An 18,855-nucleotide genomic window follows, 5' to 3' on the forward strand; every position below is an offset into this window, starting at 1 on the left:
GGCCCTCTCGTCGTGACGACGAGAGGGCCTGTTCTTTTCACCCCGAAATCAGCGCTGGGCCTGCATCATGCGGCGCACCATGCGGCAGGTCGCATCCGAAGGCCAGTGCACGCCAACGGTTTCCGCGGTTTCGCGGATCTTGTCGTTGGTGGCGATATCGGCGCTGAAGGCGCCGGAATCCAATAGCGCGATGGCCAGGCGCATGGCCTTGAGCCGCCGATTGTGCTGGATGTACCACGAGCGCGGCCGGCCCGCGGGCAGCGGCTGTTTGAACAGCGGCCGCCAGGTGTGATCGATCACGTCCCCCTTCTTGGGTACCGCTGCCTCATCGGACATGTTTGTCTTGCTGGACATGTTGGGTACGGCTGCAAGCACGACCAATCCTCCCGTCGCGATCAGAGTTCGAGGCGAGAAATCCCGCCGCGATCTCTTCGAACACATCTTCGATTCTACTCGCGACCACCGACAAAGTCTGCTGCTCACAATGCTTTCCGGGCCGTCCGCGACGCGGTGCGGGCCACTCGCGACGGGTATACGGGACGGGCATATCATCGCCGTATGACCGGAATGGACCGCCCACGGCGGTTGCGCCGTACCCCAGCTCTACGTCGCCTCGTGGCCGAAACCACCCTGCAGCCACGGCAATTGGTGCTCCCCATGTTCGTCGCCGACGGGCTCGACGAACCGCGTGAGATCTCCTCCATGCCGGGCGTCTACCAGCATTCGATGGATTCGCTGCGCAAGGCCGCGGTCGAGGCCGTCGCCGCCGGGGTGGGCGGGCTCATGCTGTTCGGGGTGCCGCGCCCCGAGGACAAGGACGCGGACGGATCGCAGGCCAGCGATCCCGAGGGCATTCTCAATCGCGGACTGCGCGCACTCGTGCACGAGGTCGGCGGATCCACGGTCGTCATGGCCGACACCTGCCTGGACGAATTCACCGATCACGGCCACTGCGGCGTCATCGGCAAGGACGGCGGCGTCGACAATGACGCCACGCTGCGCCGCTACGTGGATATGGCCATCGCGCAGGCCGAGACCGGTGCGGATCTGCTCGGCACCAGCGGCATGATGGACGGTCAGGTCGGCGCGATCCGCGAGGGTCTGGACGCCGCCGGGCACACCGATACCGCGATCCTGGCCTACGCCGCCAAGTACGCCTCGGCGTTCTACGGTCCGTTCCGGGAGGCGGTGGGTTCCTCGCTGGAGGGCGATCGCCGCACCTATCAGCAGGATCCGGCGAACCGGCGCGAGGCCATCCGCGAACTGGAGCTCGATCTCATGGAGGGCGCGGACATCGTCATGGTGAAGCCCGCCATGTCGTATCTGGACATCCTGCGCGATGTCGCCGACCGTTCCACGGTGCCGGTGGCGGCGTACCAGATCTCCGGCGAGTACGCGATGATCACCGCGGCCGCGCAGAACGGCTGGATCGATCGGCGGGCCGCGATTCTGGAGTCGCTGTTGGGTATTCGGCGCGCGGGGGCGGATATGGTGCTGACCTACTGGGCCACCGAAGCCGCGCACTGGCTTGTCTGAACAGGCTCTGCCCACGGTGAATCCGATGATCCCCCCGACCGGCGCGCGCCCGGTGCCCGAGGATGTGCGCACCTCCGCTCAACTCTGGTGCGCCGCGCTGGCGGTCGGCGTGGTGCAGGCGATCGCGGTGCTGCTCGCGCAGTTGGGGCAGCGAGGTGAGTTGGCGCAGAAGCTGTTCGAGCAGGAGCAGGGTTCGCGCCAGCCGGTGACGCTGGCGGCCGCGCAGGTGCAGGTGCTGGTGGGTCTGGTGCTGATCACGCTGCTGTGGCTGGTGCTCACGGGTGCGGGCACGGCCGTGGTCTTCCAGCTGTGGCGCGGAAAGAATTGGGCGCGAGCGATTCTCACCGGATACGGGTTGTTCCTGATCCTGGGCGCGGTGCTGGTGATGTTCGGGGTGAACACCCAGACCGGGACCGCGGGCGTGATCGCGGGCGGTGCTTCGATCGTGCAGGCGGTGCTGGCGGGCGGGGCCGTATTCCTTTGCTACCGAATCGAATCGGAGCCGTACTTCCGGCCCGGACCGCGGTGAGTACTGCGGAGTTTGTTACCGGCGTACTACCGGGTATGGTGAGGGCTGTCACAGAGAGTTCGGGAACCGGAAGTCGCTCGTCATGCGTTGTGCCATGGTGCGTTCGGCTCCGGAGAGGCGGAGGCAACGATGCGAGTGGTTATTCAGCAACCACACAGCCTTCGGCGCGATGTGCTGGGGTTGAGTCTGCTTTTCCTGTTCGGACTGCTCACCCTCGCCGTGCTGCTGATTCCCAGCCTGCTGGCCTGAGCACACCGCTCGCAGTGTGCCGTTCGTCCGTTTCGCGCGGTCCGGCTAGGTTCTACCTATGAGTGACCCCGTCGCGAACGTGCTGTTCTCCGAGCCCGGTGCGCGCTATCGCACCATTGCCTACGGTCCCGTGCTGTGTGGAATCGTGCTGGCGCTGGAGGTCATTCGCGGCGGCGAGGCGCACTGGTTCGGATTGATCTTCTGCGGGCTGCTGCTGGCCGGTTTCGTCTGGTTGCAGGTGATCGCCGGAAAACGGCATATCAGCGTCGAACTCACCCCCGACACGCTGCGCGAGGGCACCGAAACGCTGCCGCTGCGCAACATTGCCGAAGTGTTGCCCGAGATCGATGAAGAGTCCTGGGATGATGAGGACTGGGAGTCGGCGCGCGCACTCGGGGAACTCACCGGGGTGCCGCGGCGGCGCAAGGGCATCGGACTGAAACTGCGCGACGGCAGTCTGGTGCAGGCGTGGGCGCGCGATCACCACACGCTGCGCGCGGAATTGACCGCGGCGGTGGCGGCGCTCGACGGAACCGCGGCACCCGCGGCCGAGAGCGCGGTGGCCGACGCCGGACCGGCCGAGGGCGACGAGGAGAAGGAGGCGCGGTGATGCGGTGGCTCGCCGTGCTCGCCGAATTCGTGGTCGCCGCGGTGCTCGCCGCCGCGGCGGTGTGGTGCTGGCGCAATGGCATTCACACCACGTGGTTCAAACCGTCGGGGGATGTGCCCGGTTTCTCCGCGACCCGGTATTCGGGTCCGTGGCTGGCCGGAGCGGCGGCGCTGGTGATCATCGCCGGACTCGTCGGCATCGATCTGGTGGCGCGGGCGCTGCAGCCGACACGCCGCGCGCAGGTGCGCGAAGAGCACTGATTGCCGGTGTTCCGGGGGAGTGCGGGCGGAGAATGGAAGCCATGACGCTGATGCCTACACCCGCGTTCTCCTGGCAAGACCTACTGCCGGTCCAATTGAACTGCCTGCTCAGCACGGGCTTCGCCGCCCTGTGCCTGGGCATTCCGCTGTCGTAGCGGCGGCTGGCTCAGCCCACCGCCGCTACGACAGCCGAAAAGTGTTCAGCCCCAGTTCTGGTAAACATCCAGCACTCGCCCGCCGCGCGATCCGGGGGCATTGACATAGATGACGACGGAGCCGTCGGGATGGTCGGCGGCTTCGGACACCACCTGCCGCAGTGAGGCGTGCACGCCGCCGGTGTCGTCCTTGTAGATCGTGGTATCCGGCTTGAGCCCCGCACCCATTCGGCTCAGCGGTACGAACATGCTCACCACCGCGGGCACCGGGCCACCGGCCAGCCCGGCGGTCTCATCGTGGGAGAGCGCGAGCCCGATCCGTCCTTGATCGGGCTGCATGATCGGCGTCCCGGCGGCCGCCGTTCCGGCGCACGTCAGCACCCCCGCCGAAACTCCCGCTGCCACCAGTACTCCCGCACCGACACGCGCCACCCGCATACAGTTCAGCCCTCTCTCGATGTCTGATACCTGGATCGTGAGATTACGCACCAGCAACTATCCAGCGATCGATGTTGTCCCCGAACCATTCCGGCGTGTTGCCTCGATGCCACCGCATCCCCGCCAGCCGCACCGGCGCGTCGAGAGCGGTGCGAGGTCTCCGGCTATTGCGTTGCGCCGCGGTGTGGTGCGCGGGCTCGGGGGTCGGGTGCGCTGGGGCTGAGCTTCTTGCGGATGCGGAGGGCAGCGCGGGATGCGAGGATGTCGGGTTGGGCTGTGGGACAGCGCACTCTCCTACACCCTGTCGTCGACGGGGATGCGACGGCTGAGAGACTGGGGGACGTGAGTTCTTCTCCGCGTGTGAGCCAGGCGTCGGTGCCGGTCTCAGCCCAGCTTTTCGAACGCGCCGCGGCGGTCATTCCGGGTGGCGTGAATTCGCCGGTGCGGGCCTTCAATTCGGTGGGCGGGACGCCGCGGTTCATCGCATCCGCGAGCGGCTACACGCTGACCGATGCCGACGGCAACGACTACATCGACCTGGTGTGTTCGTGGGGTCCGATGATCCTCGGGCACGCGCACCCCGAGGTCGTCGAGGCCGTGCAGCGCGCCGCCGTCGGCGGGCTGTCGTTCGGTGCGCCGACCGAGGCGGAGATTCTGCTGGCCGAGGCCATCGCGGCGCGGGTGGAACCCGTCGAGCGGGTGCGGCTGGTGAACTCCGGTACCGAGGCCACCATGAGCGCGGTCCGGCTGGCGCGCGGTTTCACCGGACGCTCCAAGATCATCAAGTTCAGCGGTTGCTATCACGGGCATGTGGACGCGCTGCTCGCCGACGCCGGATCGGGCGTCGCGACGCTGGGCCTGCCGACCTCGCCGGGCGTCACCGGTGCGCAGGCGGCCGACACCATCGTGCTGCCGTACAACGATCTCGAGGCCGTGGCCGCGGCGTTCGCCGCCAATCCCGGGCAGATCGCGTGCGTGATCACCGAGGCCGCCGCGGGCAATATGGGCGCGGTCGCACCGCTGCCCGGTTTCAACGCGGGGCTGCGCAAGCTCACGCAGGACAATGGCGCGCTGCTCATCATGGATGAGGTCATGACCGGATTCCGGGTGAGCGCGGCCGGTTGGTACGGACTCGAGGGTGTGGCGGGCGACCTCTACACCTTCGGCAAGGTGATGAGCGGCGGCCTGCCCGCGGCGGCTTTCGGTGGTCGCGCCGAGATCATGAATCATCTGGCCCCGCTCGGCCCGGTCTATCAGGCGGGCACGCTGTCGGGTAATCCGGTCGCGGTGGCGGCGGGTCTGGCCACGCTGCGCGCCGCCGATGCCGAGGTTTATGCCGCGCTGGATCGCAATTCGAAGCGGCTCGGCACGCTGCTGGGTGATGCGCTCGCGGCCGAAGGCGTCCGGCATCAGGTGCAATTCGCAGGCAATATGGTGAGCGTGTTCTTCGCCGACACCCCGGTCACCGACTATGCCGCCGCCAAGGCGGCCGAGACCTGGCGTTTCCCCGCCTTCTTCCATGCCCTGCTCGCGGCGGGCGTGTACGCGCCCCCGAGCGCCTTCGAGGCCTGGTTCGTCTCCGCGGCACTCGACGAGGACGCATTCGATCGCATCGCCGCCGCCCTCCCCGCCGCCGCGCGTGCCGCGGCCGCCGCCACCCCCGAAGGATCCGCCGCGTGACCTCCCAGCCCGAGACCGGTCTACCCGCCCCGGCCCCCGTCCCCCTCACCCCCGCCGAGGCCTCCCGCCTGCTGGACTCCATCCGCCAGGCCGAAGACGAACTCGCCGAAACCGGCGAGAACATCGCGGTCTCCCCGGCCGAATCCGCAACCCCCGCAGCCGAATCCACAGCACCTGTGGCTGAGGCTGCTGCGGCCGGGAACGCCGCGCCTGCCGCCGCCAAATCGAAGAAGGCGCCGCGCAGGAAGAAGACTGCCGCTCCGAAGCCCGATGCCGAGTCGCCGGTCGCGTCCGCTGCCGAGACCGAGGCCGTTGATGTGGTCGACGAAAATCCCGATGTCGCGGGTGAAGCGGTGAGCGCGGAGCAGGAGGCGTCGCCCGCCGATCTCGCCGCGATCGTCGCCGAGTGGAATGCCGCGTCGGCCGCCGATGCGAGCCGGTCCGCCGCTGCCGTCGCCGCCGCGGTGGAGGACGCCGATCGGGCCGACGCGGGTGCCGCCGCGGTGGATTTCTTCGCCGACGCGGTGTCGATCGGTGAGCCTGCCAAGGCCGATGTGGTTTCGGCCGGTCTTGATACGGCCGCCACCGGTTTCGCCGCTGTCGTCGAGGTGGCGGCGGATGAACCGTCCGCTGCCGATGCGCATACCGATGCGGATGATGCCGTGACCGAGTCCTCGGGCGTGACGGAGACTTCGACCGCAGTCGAGGCCGGTGAAAGCGCGCTCGCCGCAAGCGGTTTCGTGCTGCCCGGTGATGTGGCCGACGATGTCGAGACCATCGTGCACGTGATGCGGCACGGTGAGGTGCACAATCCCAAGGGGATTCTGTACGGCCGCCTGCCCGGATTCCAGTTGTCGGTGACGGGGCGGGCGCAGGCGCAGGCCGTGGCGCGTTCGCTGGCCGATCACGATATCGCGCTGGTGGTGGCGTCGCCGCTGCAGCGCGCGCAGGAGACCGCGGAACCCATTGCGGCACATCACGGTGTGATCATTCGTACCGATGACAATCTGATCGAGGCGGGCAATACCTTCGAGGGCCTGCGGGTGTCGATGAGTGACGGCGCACTGCGCAAGCCCCGGCACTGGTGGAAGATGCGCGATCCGTTCACCCCGTCCTGGGGTGAGCCGTATCTGCAGATCGCGCATCGCATGCTGGCCGCGGTGAACAAGGCCCGGGTCGAGGCGGCGGGCCGCGAGGCCGTGCTGGTCTCGCATCAGCTGCCGGTGTGGACGCTGCGCCGTTTCCTGCAGGGCCAGCGCCTGTGGCATGACCCGCGTAACCGGCAGTGCTCGCTCGCGTCGATGACTTCGCTTGTGTACCAGGGCGATACGCTGATCGATATCGTCTACAGCGAACCCGCGGGCGCCTCGGATCCCAAGGTGACGGGGGCATGAGCCGGTCCGCGTCCCGGCCCGGTCGTATCGTGTCGATCCTGCTGGCGAGCCTGTCCCTGGTGGCGGTGCTCGCCGGTTGCTCGACCGCGGGCAAGGACGCGGTGGCGCAGGGCGGGACCTTCGATTTCGTCTCGCCCGGCGGTAAGACCGATATCTTCTACGATCCGCCGGAATCGCGTGGCACCATCGGCAAGCTGTCCGGCCCGGATTTGATGACGGCGGGGAAGACCACCTCGGTGGACGACTTCCCCGGCAAGGTCGTCGTCATCAATCTGTGGGGTCAGTGGTGTGGCCCGTGTCGCGCGGAAGCGCCTGCGCTGGAACAGGTTTACGAGGCCACCCGGGACAAGGGCGTGGCCTTCCTGGGTATCAACGTGCGCGATAACCAGCAGGACAAGGCGCAGGATTTCGTCACCGACAACAAGGTCGGCTACCCGTCGATCTATGACCCGTCGATGCGGAGTCTGCTCGCGCTGGGCGGCAAATTCCCGACCAGCGTCATTCCGACCACGATCGTGCTGGACCGCGATCACCGTGTCGCCGCGGTGTTCCTGCGTTCGCTGCTCGCCTCGGATCTGCAGCCGACGGTGGACAAGCTGGCCAAGGAAGGTCAGCAGTGAGCGTGACAGTCCTTGCCAGCGTGGGTGATTCGTTCCAGCAGACCGCCGCCACCGGCCCGCTGCTGCTCGCGCTCGGCGCGTGCGTGCTGGCGGGCCTGGTGTCGTTCGCGTCGCCGTGCGTGGTGCCGCTGGTGCCCGGCTACCTCTCCTATCTCGCGGGTGTGGTCGGTGCGGAAGCGCCGCCGGTGACGGTGGAATCCGCGCAGCGCACCGCGGTCGCCGAACGCAATCGCGGTCGTATGCGAGTGGCGGGCGCGGCCGGATTGTTCGTACTCGGCTTCACCGTCGTTTTCGTGCTGGCCTCGGCCACCGTCTTCGGCACCATTCAAGCCTTGAACGTGAATCGTGAACTGCTGCAACGCATCGGCGGCGGCGTCACGATTCTGATGGGCCTCGCCTTCATCGGCTTGATTCCGGCATTGCAGCGCGATACCCGCATGGAACCGCGCCGCCTGAGCGGCCTGATCGGCGCACCGCTGCTGGGCGCGGTGTTCGCGCTCGGCTGGACGCCGTGCCTGGGCCCCACGCTGTCGGGTGTGATGGCGGTGTCCGCGGGCACCGAGGGCACCACCGCCGCGCGCGGTGTCGCCCTCATCGTGGCCTACTGCCTGGGCCTGGGCCTGCCCTTCGTGATCCTGGCGTTCGGTTCGGCGACCGCGTTGCGCGGTGTCGGCTGGTTGCGCCGTAATTCCCGCACCATTCAGGTGATCGGCGGCATCCTGCTGGTTGTCGTCGGCATCGCCCTGGTGACCGGGGCGTGGGACCAGTTCATCTCCTGGATCCGCGACGCCTTCGTCTCGAATGTGACCCTGCCGATCTGATGACTGCCACCGTCGAAACCCCCGCCCCCGCCCGCCCGCCGCGACAGTCGTTGCCGCGCAAGGCTTTCGCCGTGCTGCGCAATACCTGGCGCGGTTTGACCAGTATGCGCACCGCGCTCATGCTGCTGTTCCTGCTGGCGCTGGCCGCGATTCCGGGCGCACTGCTGCCGCAGCGCAGTCTGAACAAGCAGAAGGTCGATCAGTACATCGCGGACCGGGCGACGCTGGGTCCGTGGATGGATCGCCTGCAATTGTTCGACGTGTTCTCCAGCGCGTGGTTCACGGCCGTCTATGTGCTGCTTTTCGTTTCGCTGGTGGGCTGCATTCTGCCGCGCGTGCTCGATCACTATCGGGCATTGCGCACGCCGCCGGTGAAAGCGCCGCGCAATCTGTCGCGGTTGCCGCACAACTTCAGCGGTTCCGATGCCGCCACGCCGGATGCGGTGATCGAGCGGGCGCGTAAGGAATTGCGCGGCTGGCGCACCGTGGTGCAGCCGGGCACGCGCGAGGGTGAGATCACGCTCTCGGCGGAGAAGGGCTACACCCGCGAGGCGGGCAATCTGGTTTTCCATTTGGCGCTGGTGGGTCTGCTGGCCGCGATCGCCATCGGCAAATTGTTCGGGTACGAGGGCAATGTGGTGGTCATCGCCGATGACGGCCCGGGTTTCTGCACCACGTCCCCGGCGGTATTCGATTCGTTCCGCGCGGGCAATGTGAACGACGGCACCGGTTTGTCGCCGATGTGTGTGCGGGTCAAGGACTTCAAGGCCGACTATCTGGAGAACGGGCAGGCCGCCATGTTCTCCTCGAATATCCAGTATCAGTCGGGTGCGGATCTGGAGTCGGGGACCTGGCGGGACACCAGCATTCAGGTGAATCATCCGCTGCGGGTCGCGGGGGACCGGGTTTATTTGCAGGGCCACGGTTTCGCGCCGACGTTCACGGTGACGTTCCCGAATGGCAAGACCCGCACCGAGACGATTCAGTGGAAGCCGGATGACGCGACCACATTCCTGTCCTCGGGTGTGCTGCGCATCGATCCGCCGGGCGGTATGTATCCGAGCGAGGATGAGCGGCGTAAGCATCAGGTCGCGATCCAGGGTTTGTTCGCGCCGACCGCGCTGCTGCACGGTTCGCTGCTGACCTCGATGTATCCGGCAATGCGGGATTCGATGGTCGCTGTCGATATCTATCAGGGCGATACGGGCCTGGATACCGGTCGCGCGCAGTCGCTGTTCTCGCTGGATCCGGAGATGATCAAGCAGGGGCGGCTGGTCAAGGAGCAGCGGGTGAATTTGAAGCCCGGTGACACCTCGACGCTGTCCGACGGCACCAAGGTGACCTTCGACGGCGCCAAGGAATTCGTGAATCTGCAGGTGTCGCATGATCCGGCGCAGCAGTGGGTGCTGATCTGCGCGCTCACCATGATGGCGGGTCTGCTGGTGTCGCTGCTGGTGAAGCGGCGGCGCATCTGGTTGCGGGTGTACCCCGGCGCCGAGGCCGATGGAGTACGACGTACCGTAGTAGAAATGGGTGGATTGGCCCGCACCGACCAGGCCGGTTGGGGCGGCGAATTCGACCGACTGCGTGAGCGGCTGCTGACCGAGAACACGGGAGACAAGTAATGCCGATCGACGAGAACATCGCCTCCTACAGCGATCTCGCCTTCAAATCGGCCATCGTGATCTACGCGCTGGTCTGGATCATGCTGGTGTGGCAGTTCGCCATCACCCGCAGCGTGCCCACCACCGCGCGGGAACTGGTCACCGCGGGCGGCGGCTCGGACAAGGCTGGCGAACCCGCCCCGGACGTGCCCGGCCGCGTGGTGCCGACCGAGCGCGCCAAGCGCCCGTTCCCGGAACGCCTGGGCAATATGGCTTTCGCGGTGCTGTTCGTCGGCTTCGGCGCGCACGCGGTATCGATTGTGCTGCGCGGCTTCGCGACTCACCGTTTCCCGCTCGGCAATATGTTCGAGTTCATCAGCATGGCCTGTGCCGCCGCGATTTTGCTGGGCCTGGTGCTGCTGCGTGATCAGCGCTACCGCGCCATGTGGGCGTTCCTGCTGGTGCCGGTGCTGGTGCTGCTGTTCCTGGCGGGCACCAAACTGCATGTCGACGCGGCCCCCGTGGTTCCGGCCCTGAAGTCCTACTGGCTGCCCATCCACGTCACCGTCGTCTCCATCGGCAGCGGTGTCTTCCTGGTGTCGGGTGTGGCGAGTCTGCTGTTCCTGTTCCGCATGTGGCAGCCCGCGGGCCTCGAATCCGACAACCTGCTCGGCCAGCTGGCCCGCCGCCTCCCCGACGCCCAGCTGCTGGACCGGCTCGCCTACCGCACCACCATCATCGGCTTCCCCATTTTCGGCACCGGCGTAATCCTCGGCGCGATTTGGGCCGAAGCCGCCTGGGGCCGCTTCTGGGGCTGGGATCCGAAGGAAACCTGCTCCTTCATCGCCTGGGTCCTGTACGCCGCCTATTTGCATGCCCGCGCCACCTCCGGCTGGCGGGATACGAAGGCCGCGTGGATCAATATCGCGGGTTTCGTGGCGATGCTTTTCAACCTCTTCATCATCAATATCGTGGTGAGCGGTCTGCATTCGTATGCGGGCTTGAACTAATACCTTTCGGCCCCGGTGGCCGATCGCAGTGTCGCCGAACACAATTGGCCCGAGTGCGCATAACGGTACTCGGGCTTGATTTGCCGACCGCGATCGGATAGAACTTGTTCCGTTGCCTTTCGCAACGTGAAACGTTCTGCGCGCCATCTCATTCGAGCGCGCACGGGGTCGGGAGAATTAGGAAAATCATGCGTCGCACCATGCGTAATTTCGGTCGTAAGGCTCTTATCGCGGCATTGCCGCTCGCCGTCGGCATTGCCGTCGTCGGGTCGGGAACCGCCTCCGCCGACGCTCCTGTCGGAATCCTCCAGCCCGCCGCCGTGACGCAGGTGATCTCGGCCGAGCAGGCCCCGATCGCGGTGCAGCAGGCCGCTCCGGTCGCCGAGGCCGCGGCCGTCGTCGAACAGCCTGCCGTGCAGGACGAGGTGCAGCCGGTCGCGGCCGCGCAGGAGATCGCCACCAATCCCAATGCGGCCAACCATGATCCGCTGGGCAACGGCGCCGCCGCCGGCGCGATTGTCGGCGCCGTGGTCGGCGCGGTCGTCTGTGCCGCCACCATTGTCGGTATCGTGCTCATCCCGCTGTGCGCCCTCGGCCCGGCCTTCCAGGGCGCGCTCGTCGGCCTGATCGTCGGGGCCATCGCCCCCGACGTCATCCCGCAGGTTCTGCCCTGATCCCTCGGGGTAGGTAGCTCCATATTTTTGGGGGCAGTCGAATTCGATTCGACTGCCCCCGAACTGTTTTCGGGGGCAGGGGTGTGTGCCGGGGCACTCGCCGGACGGCCCTGCGGCGAATGAGTGCGACATCACGTCACAGTAATCTTCAGTCGATACCGCGGGTGCTTGTACTGTGCTGATGTCTGTTACAGCATGTACCGGAAACCCTTGGGAGAAGACGTGATCGACCCCGCGACAGCCGTCCTGCCGGTCGGCATCTGGCTCACCCTGCGCGTCGCCTCACACCTCGGCGGCGGCACCGACCTCGACTATCGGGGGCGCGAACAGCGCGCCGCCTACACGCTCACTCATCAGCCGCGCGGGCTAGCGCATATAGGGCGTCGCCTGCACCCAGTGAAAACCGCGGGAGACCGCGGGGAAGTGGTCCAGGGGGACCAGCGTCAGCCGCATATGGATCGGGCGGCCCGCTAGCGAACCATCCAGGATCAGTTGATTCGGTTGCGGCTGTTCGTAGTTCAGGCTGGCGAACGTCCGCGCCGAATCCTGGGCGATGGTGATGGTGCGCCGGTCGGTATCGATCTCGGCCGGGAAAGCCAGCAGGGAATCGTCCATGCGCTGTGCGGTGACGGCGGTCGGGATATCGAAGATGATGCGCCGCAAGCGATCCGAGGCGTTCGGCAGGCCGCCGTGCGATCCGTCGCGGAAATCGACCAGGGCGGGCACCTGCTGACCGGCGACGGTGTATTCGGTGACATTCCAGATGCCGTACAGCGGCGACTGCGGGCGCGCGCTGCCGTAGGTCTGCCAGCCGTCGTACCCCTCGCTGATGGCGGTGAACAGCAGCCAGCCACCGAAAATCAGTTGGGCCGCAAGCATTATCCGATTCCCGCGGCGGCTGCCGAAGCGCAGTTCCGGAACGCGCGCGGGCACCGTCCGGCCGATCAGCGCCCGCACCGTGCGTCCGATATCGGGGGTCGCGAGCACCACCGCGAGGATGAGCAATTGCAGTGAGAAGATCTTCACCGGCACGTCGAACGTCAAATTCAGCAGCGCCACCTGCAATGTCACGATGAACGCGAGCACCGCCCCCAGCCCCGCGGTGACCGGCAGCACCAGCAGCAGCGCCGCCGTGACTTCCGCTGCCCCCAAAGCGATTTCATACGGTTCGGACAGCGACGTCTGTGCCCACAGCACCGACATCGGACTCATATCCCCGAACGGTTCCACCAGTCGCTGCAGAATCATCGACATCTGCGACGGCAGCAATTTCACCATCCCGTACAGCAGCAGCGCACTCACCAGTGCGGCCCGCAGCAGCAGTCGGAACCACCCGTACAGCCGCGCGTAGTCCCCGCGCCGCCGATCCAGCACCGACCACACCCCGGTCGCCGCGATCGCCACCAGCAACCAGGTGAACACCGAAACCCACTGCGCCGCAGTATCTCCACTCCCCGTAGGCGTGAAATCGACCACGGTGCCGAACACCTGCGATCCGACCCAATCGGTCAGCGGATGCAATGCCGTCCACGTCCCCAACTCGGTCACCGACTCCTGCGACACCCCGAGTGACCGAAACAGCGCCGTCGCCAGCCACACCCCCGCCATCCCCAGCCCCACGAACACGAACCCGAACCGAAAAGCCATGCGCACCAACGGATGCCATCGATCCACCCCGCCCGGCTCGGTATCCGCCCCAACCACCTCGGCCGTCAACTGCGCAACCACGATCTTCCCTCCCACGGCCTCGACGGCCAATTCCTTTGCAGGTCAGAACGTTATTGCGCCCCCCGCCCCCGGTGAATCCGGCAAAACCCTTGCCCCAACCCCCACTGCCCCCAGAATTTGTGCCCCCGATTTACGATCGGCATATCCGTCACGAGCCAGGAGTAGCGAATGCACGCCAAACGCATAGTCACCAATCTGCCGGTGGCCGATATCGAGGCCGCGAAAGGTTTCTACATCGACTTTCTCGGCCTGAGCGTCGAAGAGTTCAATCTGGGCTGGGTGGCCCGCTACACCTCGCCGGAGACCGGCGCGAATCTGCAACTCGTCAGCGGTGATGCCACCGCACCGGTCGATTCGGCGATCTCGGTGATGACCGACGACGTCGACGCCGCCTACGCGGAGGCGATGAAACTCGGCTACGAAATCGTCCATCCGCTGACCACAGAGGAATGGGGCATCCGCCGCTTCTTCGTCCGCGACCCCGACGGCAACGTACTCAATATCGCCGCCCACCGCGACTGACGCCATCTGGGCGGGTGATCGGCCGATCCGATACCCTTCGCCGAGGAAATGATTCGGTACGAGGGGGAGATCATGACTGAATTCGCTGCGCCCGCATCGGATGCGGAGCTCTTGCGGCGCATCGGGCAGATAGCGGAGCAGGCCGGACTCGGGGCGCATCGGTCCGCGTATCCGGCCGCGCCGGCCAATTGGGGTGCGGTGCGGACCGCGTTCTTCCTGATGCTCGGCGGGGTGACGTTGACCGCCATCGGAGTGGCGGCGAATCTGGAATGGTTGCAGGGGCTCGCGGGATTCTTCTCCGTGGTGATGATCGGAACGGTGCTCATCGGGGTCGTGCGGACGTGGCGATATGACCGGAAGGTCGGGGGTAGTCGGCTCGATCTCTTCGAGCACGGCATGGTGACCGCACAGCCGGGCGGGGTGGTCGCGTTCCGATACGAGACGGCCGAGGTACTACAGCGAATCACCGAGCACTACCGCAATGGCGTCTTTCAGGGCACGACGTATCACTACACGTTCGCGGGTCCCGATGGCGCTCGCGCGGTGGTCAACGAAGCCGTCGCGAATGTACTGACCTGGGGACCCGAGATCCAGCAGGCAGTCACCACCGCCCAGTTGCCGAGGGTCGCTGCCCGGGTGCGCGCCGGCGAGCGGGTGGCCTTCGGCGATCTGTGGATCTCGGCCACCGAGGTGGGTTCCGGCCGCAAGTCCGTCGGATGGGATCGAGCGGAGCAACTGGTCGTCGTCTCGGGTAGTGCGTCGATCGGCGTGGACGGCAAATTCTTCGGGCTTTCCACGACGCCGATCAGCCGGATTCCGAATTTCTTTGTCTTCCAGGCGCTTTTCGAGCACCTGCGGTCATCGCACGGGCGTATTTCCGCCGTCGACTGAGGCGTACCGGCGAAAACGCAGCAGCGGGCCGAGTTCGCCTGGGACGGTGGCGAATCGAGTCAGACCGAGGCGTTCCAGGAGAACGGCGGAGGCGGTGTTCGCCTCGTCCACTTCACCGAAAACCGCTGGGAGACGGAGGGTTTCGAAGGCGTAGTCGATCACCGCGTGCGCCGCTTCGGAAGCGTAGCCCCGCCTCCATGACTCGGGGGTCAGGCTGTAGTAGATCTCCTGGCCCAGGTCGTCCAAGGGGCGCAGGCCCGCGGTGCCGATGAAGGTGTCGGTGGTGATGAGCCAGAGGCCGTGGCCGGCGGTGGTGAAGGTGTGTTGGCTGGTGGTGATGGTGTGGGAAATCTCTTCGGGGGTGAGGGTTTTGCCGTCGAAGAGGAATTCGCGGACCGCGGGGGTGGTCCAGTGGGCGAGCAGGGTGGGGTGGTCGGCGGGGGTGGCCGGGGTGAGGGTCAGGCGCGCGGTGGTGAGGGTGGATGCGGGCATTTCGCCGATTCTGGTTGGGGCGGGGGCGATGCGCACATGAATATCCCCGCCGGGCGGTAGCGGCGGCGGGGATGCGGGGGAGTCAGGGGGCGGTGTCGCCGAGGTCGGCGTTGGCCAGTTTCACCGCTTCGGCGGTGGCTTCCTTGGCGCGGGCGCGGTCCCATTTGTGGTTGTCGGTGTGATTGTTCTCCGCGACCTTGGCCTGCATCGGTTCGAGCAGGGGATCGGGGGGCGGGCCGGTGCCGGAGGCCAGGCGGGCGTCGTCGACTTCGCGGCGTTGCTCACGGCGTTCGGCGGCATGGGTGTCGCCCTGCTTGCGGCGTGCGTCCTGTGAGAGGTTCTCTTCCTTGTCCATGGGGCACCTTCCGGTCGCGTCGGGTGACACCAGTATGCGCTCGGAAAAAGAGGCCGGTCGGTTTGCTAGAAGAATGCCGACCGGACCTCGAAAACATCAGTGATCGGGAGAACCGGGTTCGCCGTCCCGGTGCTGGCGGGATAACCGCCAGAGAAAATCGGGATCGTCATCGGGACCGATGATGCGGTTGCGTGGTGCCGATGCTGTGCCGGTGCGGGCCGGTCGCTGGGGGCCGAAAGCTTTCCAGCACAACATCGCGACGGCCACTACCGCGATCAGTGCCAACAGGTACGTCACGTCGCTCACCTCCTGCCAACGAGGGTAATCCGTGTCCGTACCCGCGGCACCGCGGAAACGGTAAATAGGGGTTAGACGCGGGTCGCCTCGGTGGTGAGAGACCGGAGAAGCTGCAGAACTTCGCTTTCGCGGAACCGGCGGTGACCGCCCGGAGTCCGCAATGAGCCGAGCCGTCCCGCATGAGCCCACCGGGTAACGGTCTTCGGATCGACATGGAACATTGCTGCTACCTGGCCGGGGGTGAGCAGGGTGTCCTGGCTGTTGACGGAACCCATTACGCGGCTCGCCGCGGTGAACGCAGTCATTCGCAAACCTTTCCGTTTTGTCAGATCCCTCATCAGTAGCGACATCGTTGCACTGCACCCCCCGAGTGTTCGAACAGTCTCGATTTGGTAAAGGGGAAGTAATAGACAAAACGGATATCCGTACTGTGTTCGCGGTCACTGACTACTCCGGAGTAGCGAATATCCAGCGACATTCGGGCGGAGGGCACCGCATATGCCCGAATCCCCGTCACCTAGGCTGTCAGCGTGAGTGACGCAACCCCACCGGAGAGCGCGGGCCGCCGGCTGGCCAAACATCTGGCCCTCTACACCGTCGCCCGGCTCGGCCTGGTCGTCGTCATCGCCGCGATCATCCTGGGCGTGGCCGCCATCGTGAAGGTCGACATCCCGCTCATCGTGGCCGCGCTGTTCGCGCTGCTCATCGCCATGCCGCTGTCGCTGCTGCTGTTCAAGAAGCTGCGGACGCAGGTGAACAAGGACATCGCCGCCGTGGACGCCAAGCGGCGCAGTGATCGCGAACAGCTCATGACGCGACTACGCGGCGAAGACCAGTGAAACGCTGCGATCGCTCGGCGCCCCGCGACTGGGTCGACAACGCGGTCCGGCTGATCGACGCGGACGCCCAGCGCAGCGCCGATACCCATCTGCTGCGCTATCCACTGCCCGCCGAATGGGGCGTGCAGCTGTACCTCAAGGACGAATCCACCCATATCACCGGCAGTCTCAAGCATCGGCTGGCGAGATCGCTGTTCCTGTATGCCATCTGCAATGGCTGGATCAGCGAGGGCACCACGGTGGTGGAGGCCTCGTCCGGTTCGACCGCCATCAGCGAGGCGTACTTCGCGAAACTGCTGGGCCTGGACTTCGTGGCGGTCATGCCCGCCACCACCTCGCCGGAGAAGATCGCGCTCATCGAGGCGCAGGGCGGCCGCAGCCACCTGGTCGAAAAAGGCCCCGAAATCTATACCGAGGCAGCGCGTTTGGCGCGCGAGTGCGACGGCCACTATATGGACCAGTTCACGCACGCCGAGCGGGCGACGGACTGGCGCGGCAATAACAACATCGCCGAATCGATCTTCCAGCAGCTGGCTCTGGAGACGCATCCGGTGCCGGAGTGGATCGTGGTCGGCGCGGGCACGGGCGGCACCAGCGCGACCATCGGCCGCTATATCCGGTATCGCCGCCACGCCACCAAACTGGCCGTGGTCGATCCGGAGAATTCGGCCTTCTACGGCGGCTATGAGCTCTCCGACGCGGGTTATCAGACCGGGATGGGTTCCCGGATCGAGGGGATCGGCCGCCCGCGGGTGGAGCCGTCCTTCGTCGGCCAGGTCGTGGACTGCATGCTCGAGGTGCCGGACGCGGGTTCCATCGCGGCCGCGCGGCATGCGAGCCGGGTGCTCGGCCGCCGGGTCGGCGGATCCACCGGCACCAATCTGTGGGGTGCGTTTGCCCTGATTGCCGACATGATCGCGGCCGGTCGCACCGGCAGTGTGGTCACTCTGCTCTGTGATGGCGGGGACCGTTATGCCGGAACCTATTTCAATGACGCGTGGGTTGCCGGTCAAGGGCTGAGCCTGGACGAACCGACCGCGATCATCGATCGATTCATCGCCACCGGTACTTGGTCGGGCTAGTTTTCGCACCGCACAGGGCTCGGCTGAGAAGGGCCGCTCACCCCTCCGATTGATTGCTGATGATTTGCTGTAACGGTTGGGTTGGTGCTTGCTCGCGAAGTGAAGCATTCATGTTCGGTCGTTCGGGGGATAACTCCCGCGTCTCATCGGCGTTAATAGCCCTTGACGCTTTTGGCATTTCGCGCAGCACTGGACGAGTGACCGCCATGGGTTGATCGACCCCCGCGCCGACCACCAACATCCAGGACTGCAGGGTCGAGGAGGTGCGCCAGATGTTCATTCGCAACTCGGTGATGGCGAGGGTTTTCGGATCGCGCACCACCTTGCTGCGATCGCGTCGCTCACTGGACAGACTCTCATCGCGCCACATGGCCTCGAACTCCGGACTCGCCGTGCAGTTCTCGATAATCCGCGAAGTGTGCTGATCGGGGCCATGCCGGGCGAGCAGCATGCGGAACATGCCGAGGGTCTGCCGCGTCTCGCTCTCCCAATCGACCAGTACGGTCCGGGCCACCGGATTCAGCAGTAGCCATTCCACGTAGTTGGTGCCGGGGTCGAGCTGCGGGAAGGTCTCCGCGTGCGCGGCATTCACGGCCAGCACGTCCAGGGTGCCGGAGATGTACGCCGCGATCTTGGGGTTGAGCAGGTGCAGGTACTCCAGATCGGTGGCGGTCGGATGATCCGGGGTGCCACGCGGGAACGGCCCCTCGGCCAGGGTGAGCGCGTATTCGAACTCGACGGCCCGCAGTTCCAGTGCGGTGCCGAGGGATTCGATGACGCGGCGGGAGGGATTCGCGCCGCCCTCGATCTTGGTCAGATAGGGCACGGACAGGTTGGCGAGCCATGCCAGTTGCGGGCGGGTGAGGTTCGCGATTGTCCGGCGCTGGCGAATGTACTCGCCGAACGTGGGTACTCCATTCATTACTTAGGGTGACCTTACTAGGGTGGGGCGGTATCCCGTTTTCGCCCCAGTTTGAAACAACAACAAATCTGAAGTCGCGCCGGGTCGCCCCGGTTTCCGGTCGTGTCAATTTTCGTTGACACGCTCGCGACGTCAACGTAAATTGAC

23 protein-coding genes are annotated in these 18,855 nt (G+C 66.2%); 15 read left to right on the forward strand and 8 right to left on the reverse strand.

Going from position 1 to position 18,855, the window contains the following annotated elements; all coding sequences use genetic code 11:
- Nucleotides 1-48: 48 nt before the first annotated feature.
- Nucleotides 49-354 (reverse strand): hypothetical protein, encoded by a 306-nt coding sequence (locus tag ACFC0O_RS31350; protein WP_375964282.1) that lies wholly within the window; start codon nucleotides 352-354, stop codon nucleotides 49-51.
- A 204-nt stretch (nucleotides 355-558) separates the two neighbouring features.
- Here ACFC0O_RS31350 and hemB point away from each other — a divergent pair, with 204 nt between their 5' ends.
- The 4 genes from hemB (at nucleotide 559) to ACFC0O_RS31370 (ending at nucleotide 3,184) form a co-directional block, all read left to right on the forward strand.
- Nucleotides 559-1,536, forward strand: a complete 978-nt coding sequence (gene hemB, locus ACFC0O_RS31355; protein ID WP_375964285.1) for a porphobilinogen synthase — start codon at nucleotides 559-561, stop codon at nucleotides 1,534-1,536.
- Between the two features lie 25 nt (nucleotides 1,537-1,561).
- Nucleotides 1,562-2,065: a hypothetical protein gene (locus tag ACFC0O_RS31360; protein ID WP_375964288.1), complete on the forward strand. Its 504-nt coding sequence runs from the start codon at nucleotides 1,562-1,564 to the stop codon at nucleotides 2,063-2,065.
- Between the two features lie 307 nt (nucleotides 2,066-2,372).
- Entirely contained in the window at nucleotides 2,373-2,924 is a 552-nt protein-coding gene (locus ACFC0O_RS31365) for a hypothetical protein (protein WP_375964290.1), read from the forward strand.
- Nucleotides 2,924-3,184: a hypothetical protein gene (locus ACFC0O_RS31370; protein WP_375964293.1), complete on the forward strand. Its 261-nt coding sequence runs from the start codon at nucleotides 2,924-2,926 to the stop codon at nucleotides 3,182-3,184. Before ACFC0O_RS31365 ends, ACFC0O_RS31370 begins: the two co-directional genes overlap by 1 nt.
- A gap of 200 nt (nucleotides 3,185-3,384) precedes the next feature.
- On the opposite strand, the gene ACFC0O_RS31375 is transcribed toward ACFC0O_RS31370, so the two are convergent.
- Nucleotides 3,385-3,777: a hypothetical protein gene (locus tag ACFC0O_RS31375; protein ID WP_375964296.1), complete on the reverse strand. Its 393-nt coding sequence runs from the start codon at nucleotides 3,775-3,777 to the stop codon at nucleotides 3,385-3,387.
- A gap of 342 nt (nucleotides 3,778-4,119) precedes the next feature.
- On the opposite strand from ACFC0O_RS31375, the gene hemL reads away from it, so the two are divergent.
- The 7 genes from hemL to ACFC0O_RS31410 all read left to right on the forward strand — a co-directional run bounded on the left by hemL (nucleotide 4,120) and on the right by ACFC0O_RS31410 (nucleotide 11,580).
- Nucleotides 4,120-5,457, forward strand: a complete 1,338-nt coding sequence (gene hemL, locus ACFC0O_RS31380; RefSeq protein WP_375964299.1) for a glutamate-1-semialdehyde 2,1-aminomutase — start codon at nucleotides 4,120-4,122, stop codon at nucleotides 5,455-5,457.
- Nucleotides 5,458-6,245: 788 nt separating this feature from the next.
- On the forward strand, nucleotides 6,246-6,851 hold the full coding sequence (locus ACFC0O_RS31385) for a histidine phosphatase family protein (RefSeq protein ID WP_364643007.1): 606 nt from the start codon (nucleotides 6,246-6,248) through the stop codon (nucleotides 6,849-6,851).
- Nucleotides 6,848-7,471 (forward strand): TlpA disulfide reductase family protein, encoded by a 624-nt coding sequence (locus tag ACFC0O_RS31390; RefSeq protein WP_364642919.1) that lies wholly within the window; start codon nucleotides 6,848-6,850, stop codon nucleotides 7,469-7,471. The genes ACFC0O_RS31385 and ACFC0O_RS31390 overlap by 4 nt, the downstream gene beginning before the upstream one ends.
- Before the next feature lie 2 nt (nucleotides 7,472-7,473).
- Nucleotides 7,474-8,292, forward strand: a complete 819-nt coding sequence (locus tag ACFC0O_RS31395) for a cytochrome c biogenesis CcdA family protein (RefSeq protein ID WP_364643005.1) — start codon at nucleotides 7,474-7,476, stop codon at nucleotides 8,290-8,292.
- Entirely contained in the window at nucleotides 8,292-9,917 is a 1,626-nt protein-coding gene (locus ACFC0O_RS31400; protein WP_375964301.1) for a cytochrome c biogenesis protein ResB, read from the forward strand. Before ACFC0O_RS31395 ends, ACFC0O_RS31400 begins: the two co-directional genes overlap by 1 nt.
- Nucleotides 9,917-10,906, forward strand: coding sequence for a c-type cytochrome biogenesis protein CcsB (gene ccsB, locus ACFC0O_RS31405; RefSeq protein ID WP_375964303.1), 990 nt, complete (start codon nucleotides 9,917-9,919; stop codon nucleotides 10,904-10,906). The genes ACFC0O_RS31400 and ccsB overlap by 1 nt, the downstream gene beginning before the upstream one ends.
- Nucleotides 10,907-11,094: 188 nt before the next feature.
- Nucleotides 11,095-11,580 (forward strand): hypothetical protein, encoded by a 486-nt coding sequence (locus ACFC0O_RS31410; protein ID WP_364642913.1) that lies wholly within the window; start codon nucleotides 11,095-11,097, stop codon nucleotides 11,578-11,580.
- 366 nt (nucleotides 11,581-11,946) lie between these two features.
- Here ACFC0O_RS31410 and ACFC0O_RS31415 read toward each other — a convergent pair whose 3' ends face one another.
- Entirely contained in the window at nucleotides 11,947-13,308 is a 1,362-nt protein-coding gene (locus ACFC0O_RS31415; protein ID WP_375964306.1) for a DoxX family protein, read from the reverse strand.
- Between the two features lie 168 nt (nucleotides 13,309-13,476).
- Here ACFC0O_RS31415 and ACFC0O_RS31420 point away from each other — a divergent pair, with 168 nt between their 5' ends.
- Together ACFC0O_RS31420 and ACFC0O_RS31425 are read left to right on the forward strand one after the other, a co-directional pair.
- Entirely contained in the window at nucleotides 13,477-13,830 is a 354-nt protein-coding gene (locus tag ACFC0O_RS31420; protein ID WP_375964308.1) for a glyoxalase superfamily protein, read from the forward strand.
- 72 nt (nucleotides 13,831-13,902) lie between these two features.
- Nucleotides 13,903-14,721 (forward strand): DUF6585 family protein, encoded by an 819-nt coding sequence (locus tag ACFC0O_RS31425; protein ID WP_375964311.1) that lies wholly within the window; start codon nucleotides 13,903-13,905, stop codon nucleotides 14,719-14,721.
- Here the strand turns inward: ACFC0O_RS31425 and ACFC0O_RS31430 are convergent.
- The 4 genes from ACFC0O_RS31430 to ACFC0O_RS31445 form a co-directional block, all read right to left on the reverse strand.
- A complete protein-coding gene (locus ACFC0O_RS31430; protein ID WP_375964313.1) occupies nucleotides 14,689-15,213 on the reverse strand; it encodes a GNAT family N-acetyltransferase in 525 nt (174 codons plus the stop codon). The genes ACFC0O_RS31425 and ACFC0O_RS31430 overlap by 33 nt on opposite strands.
- An 82-nt stretch (nucleotides 15,214-15,295) precedes the next feature.
- Nucleotides 15,296-15,568 carry a hypothetical protein gene (locus ACFC0O_RS31435; RefSeq protein ID WP_375964315.1) on the reverse strand — a complete coding sequence of 91 codons (273 nt, stop codon included), beginning with the start codon at nucleotides 15,566-15,568 and terminating at the stop codon, nucleotides 15,296-15,298.
- Between the two features lie 96 nt (nucleotides 15,569-15,664).
- Nucleotides 15,665-15,865: a hypothetical protein gene (locus tag ACFC0O_RS31440; protein WP_309230565.1), complete on the reverse strand. Its 201-nt coding sequence runs from the start codon at nucleotides 15,863-15,865 to the stop codon at nucleotides 15,665-15,667.
- Nucleotides 15,866-15,936: 71 nt separating this feature from the next.
- Complete coding sequence (locus ACFC0O_RS31445; protein ID WP_067567119.1) at nucleotides 15,937-16,170, reverse strand: BldC family transcriptional regulator; 234 nt, start codon at nucleotides 16,168-16,170, stop codon at nucleotides 15,937-15,939.
- A gap of 225 nt (nucleotides 16,171-16,395) precedes the next feature.
- On the opposite strand from ACFC0O_RS31445, the gene ACFC0O_RS31450 reads away from it, so the two are divergent.
- The gene (locus ACFC0O_RS31450) at nucleotides 16,396-16,704 is read left to right on the forward strand and encodes a DUF4229 domain-containing protein (protein WP_375964319.1); all 309 of its coding nucleotides are present in this window, start codon (nucleotides 16,396-16,398) and stop codon (nucleotides 16,702-16,704) included.
- Nucleotides 16,701-17,786 carry a PLP-dependent cysteine synthase family protein gene (locus ACFC0O_RS31455; protein WP_375964321.1) on the forward strand — a complete coding sequence of 362 codons (1,086 nt, stop codon included), beginning with the start codon at nucleotides 16,701-16,703 and terminating at the stop codon, nucleotides 17,784-17,786. The genes ACFC0O_RS31450 and ACFC0O_RS31455 overlap by 4 nt, the downstream gene beginning before the upstream one ends.
- Nucleotides 17,787-17,823: 37 nt before the next feature.
- On the opposite strand, the gene ACFC0O_RS31460 is transcribed toward ACFC0O_RS31455, so the two are convergent.
- Nucleotides 17,824-18,708 (reverse strand): helix-turn-helix domain-containing protein, encoded by an 885-nt coding sequence (locus ACFC0O_RS31460; RefSeq protein WP_375964323.1) that lies wholly within the window; start codon nucleotides 18,706-18,708, stop codon nucleotides 17,824-17,826.
- Between the last annotated feature and the right edge of the window lie 147 nt (nucleotides 18,709-18,855).

It is taken from the genome of Nocardia sp. NPDC056100 (genome assembly GCF_042266325.1).
Classification (GTDB): domain Bacteria; phylum Actinomycetota; class Actinomycetes; order Mycobacteriales; family Mycobacteriaceae; genus Nocardia.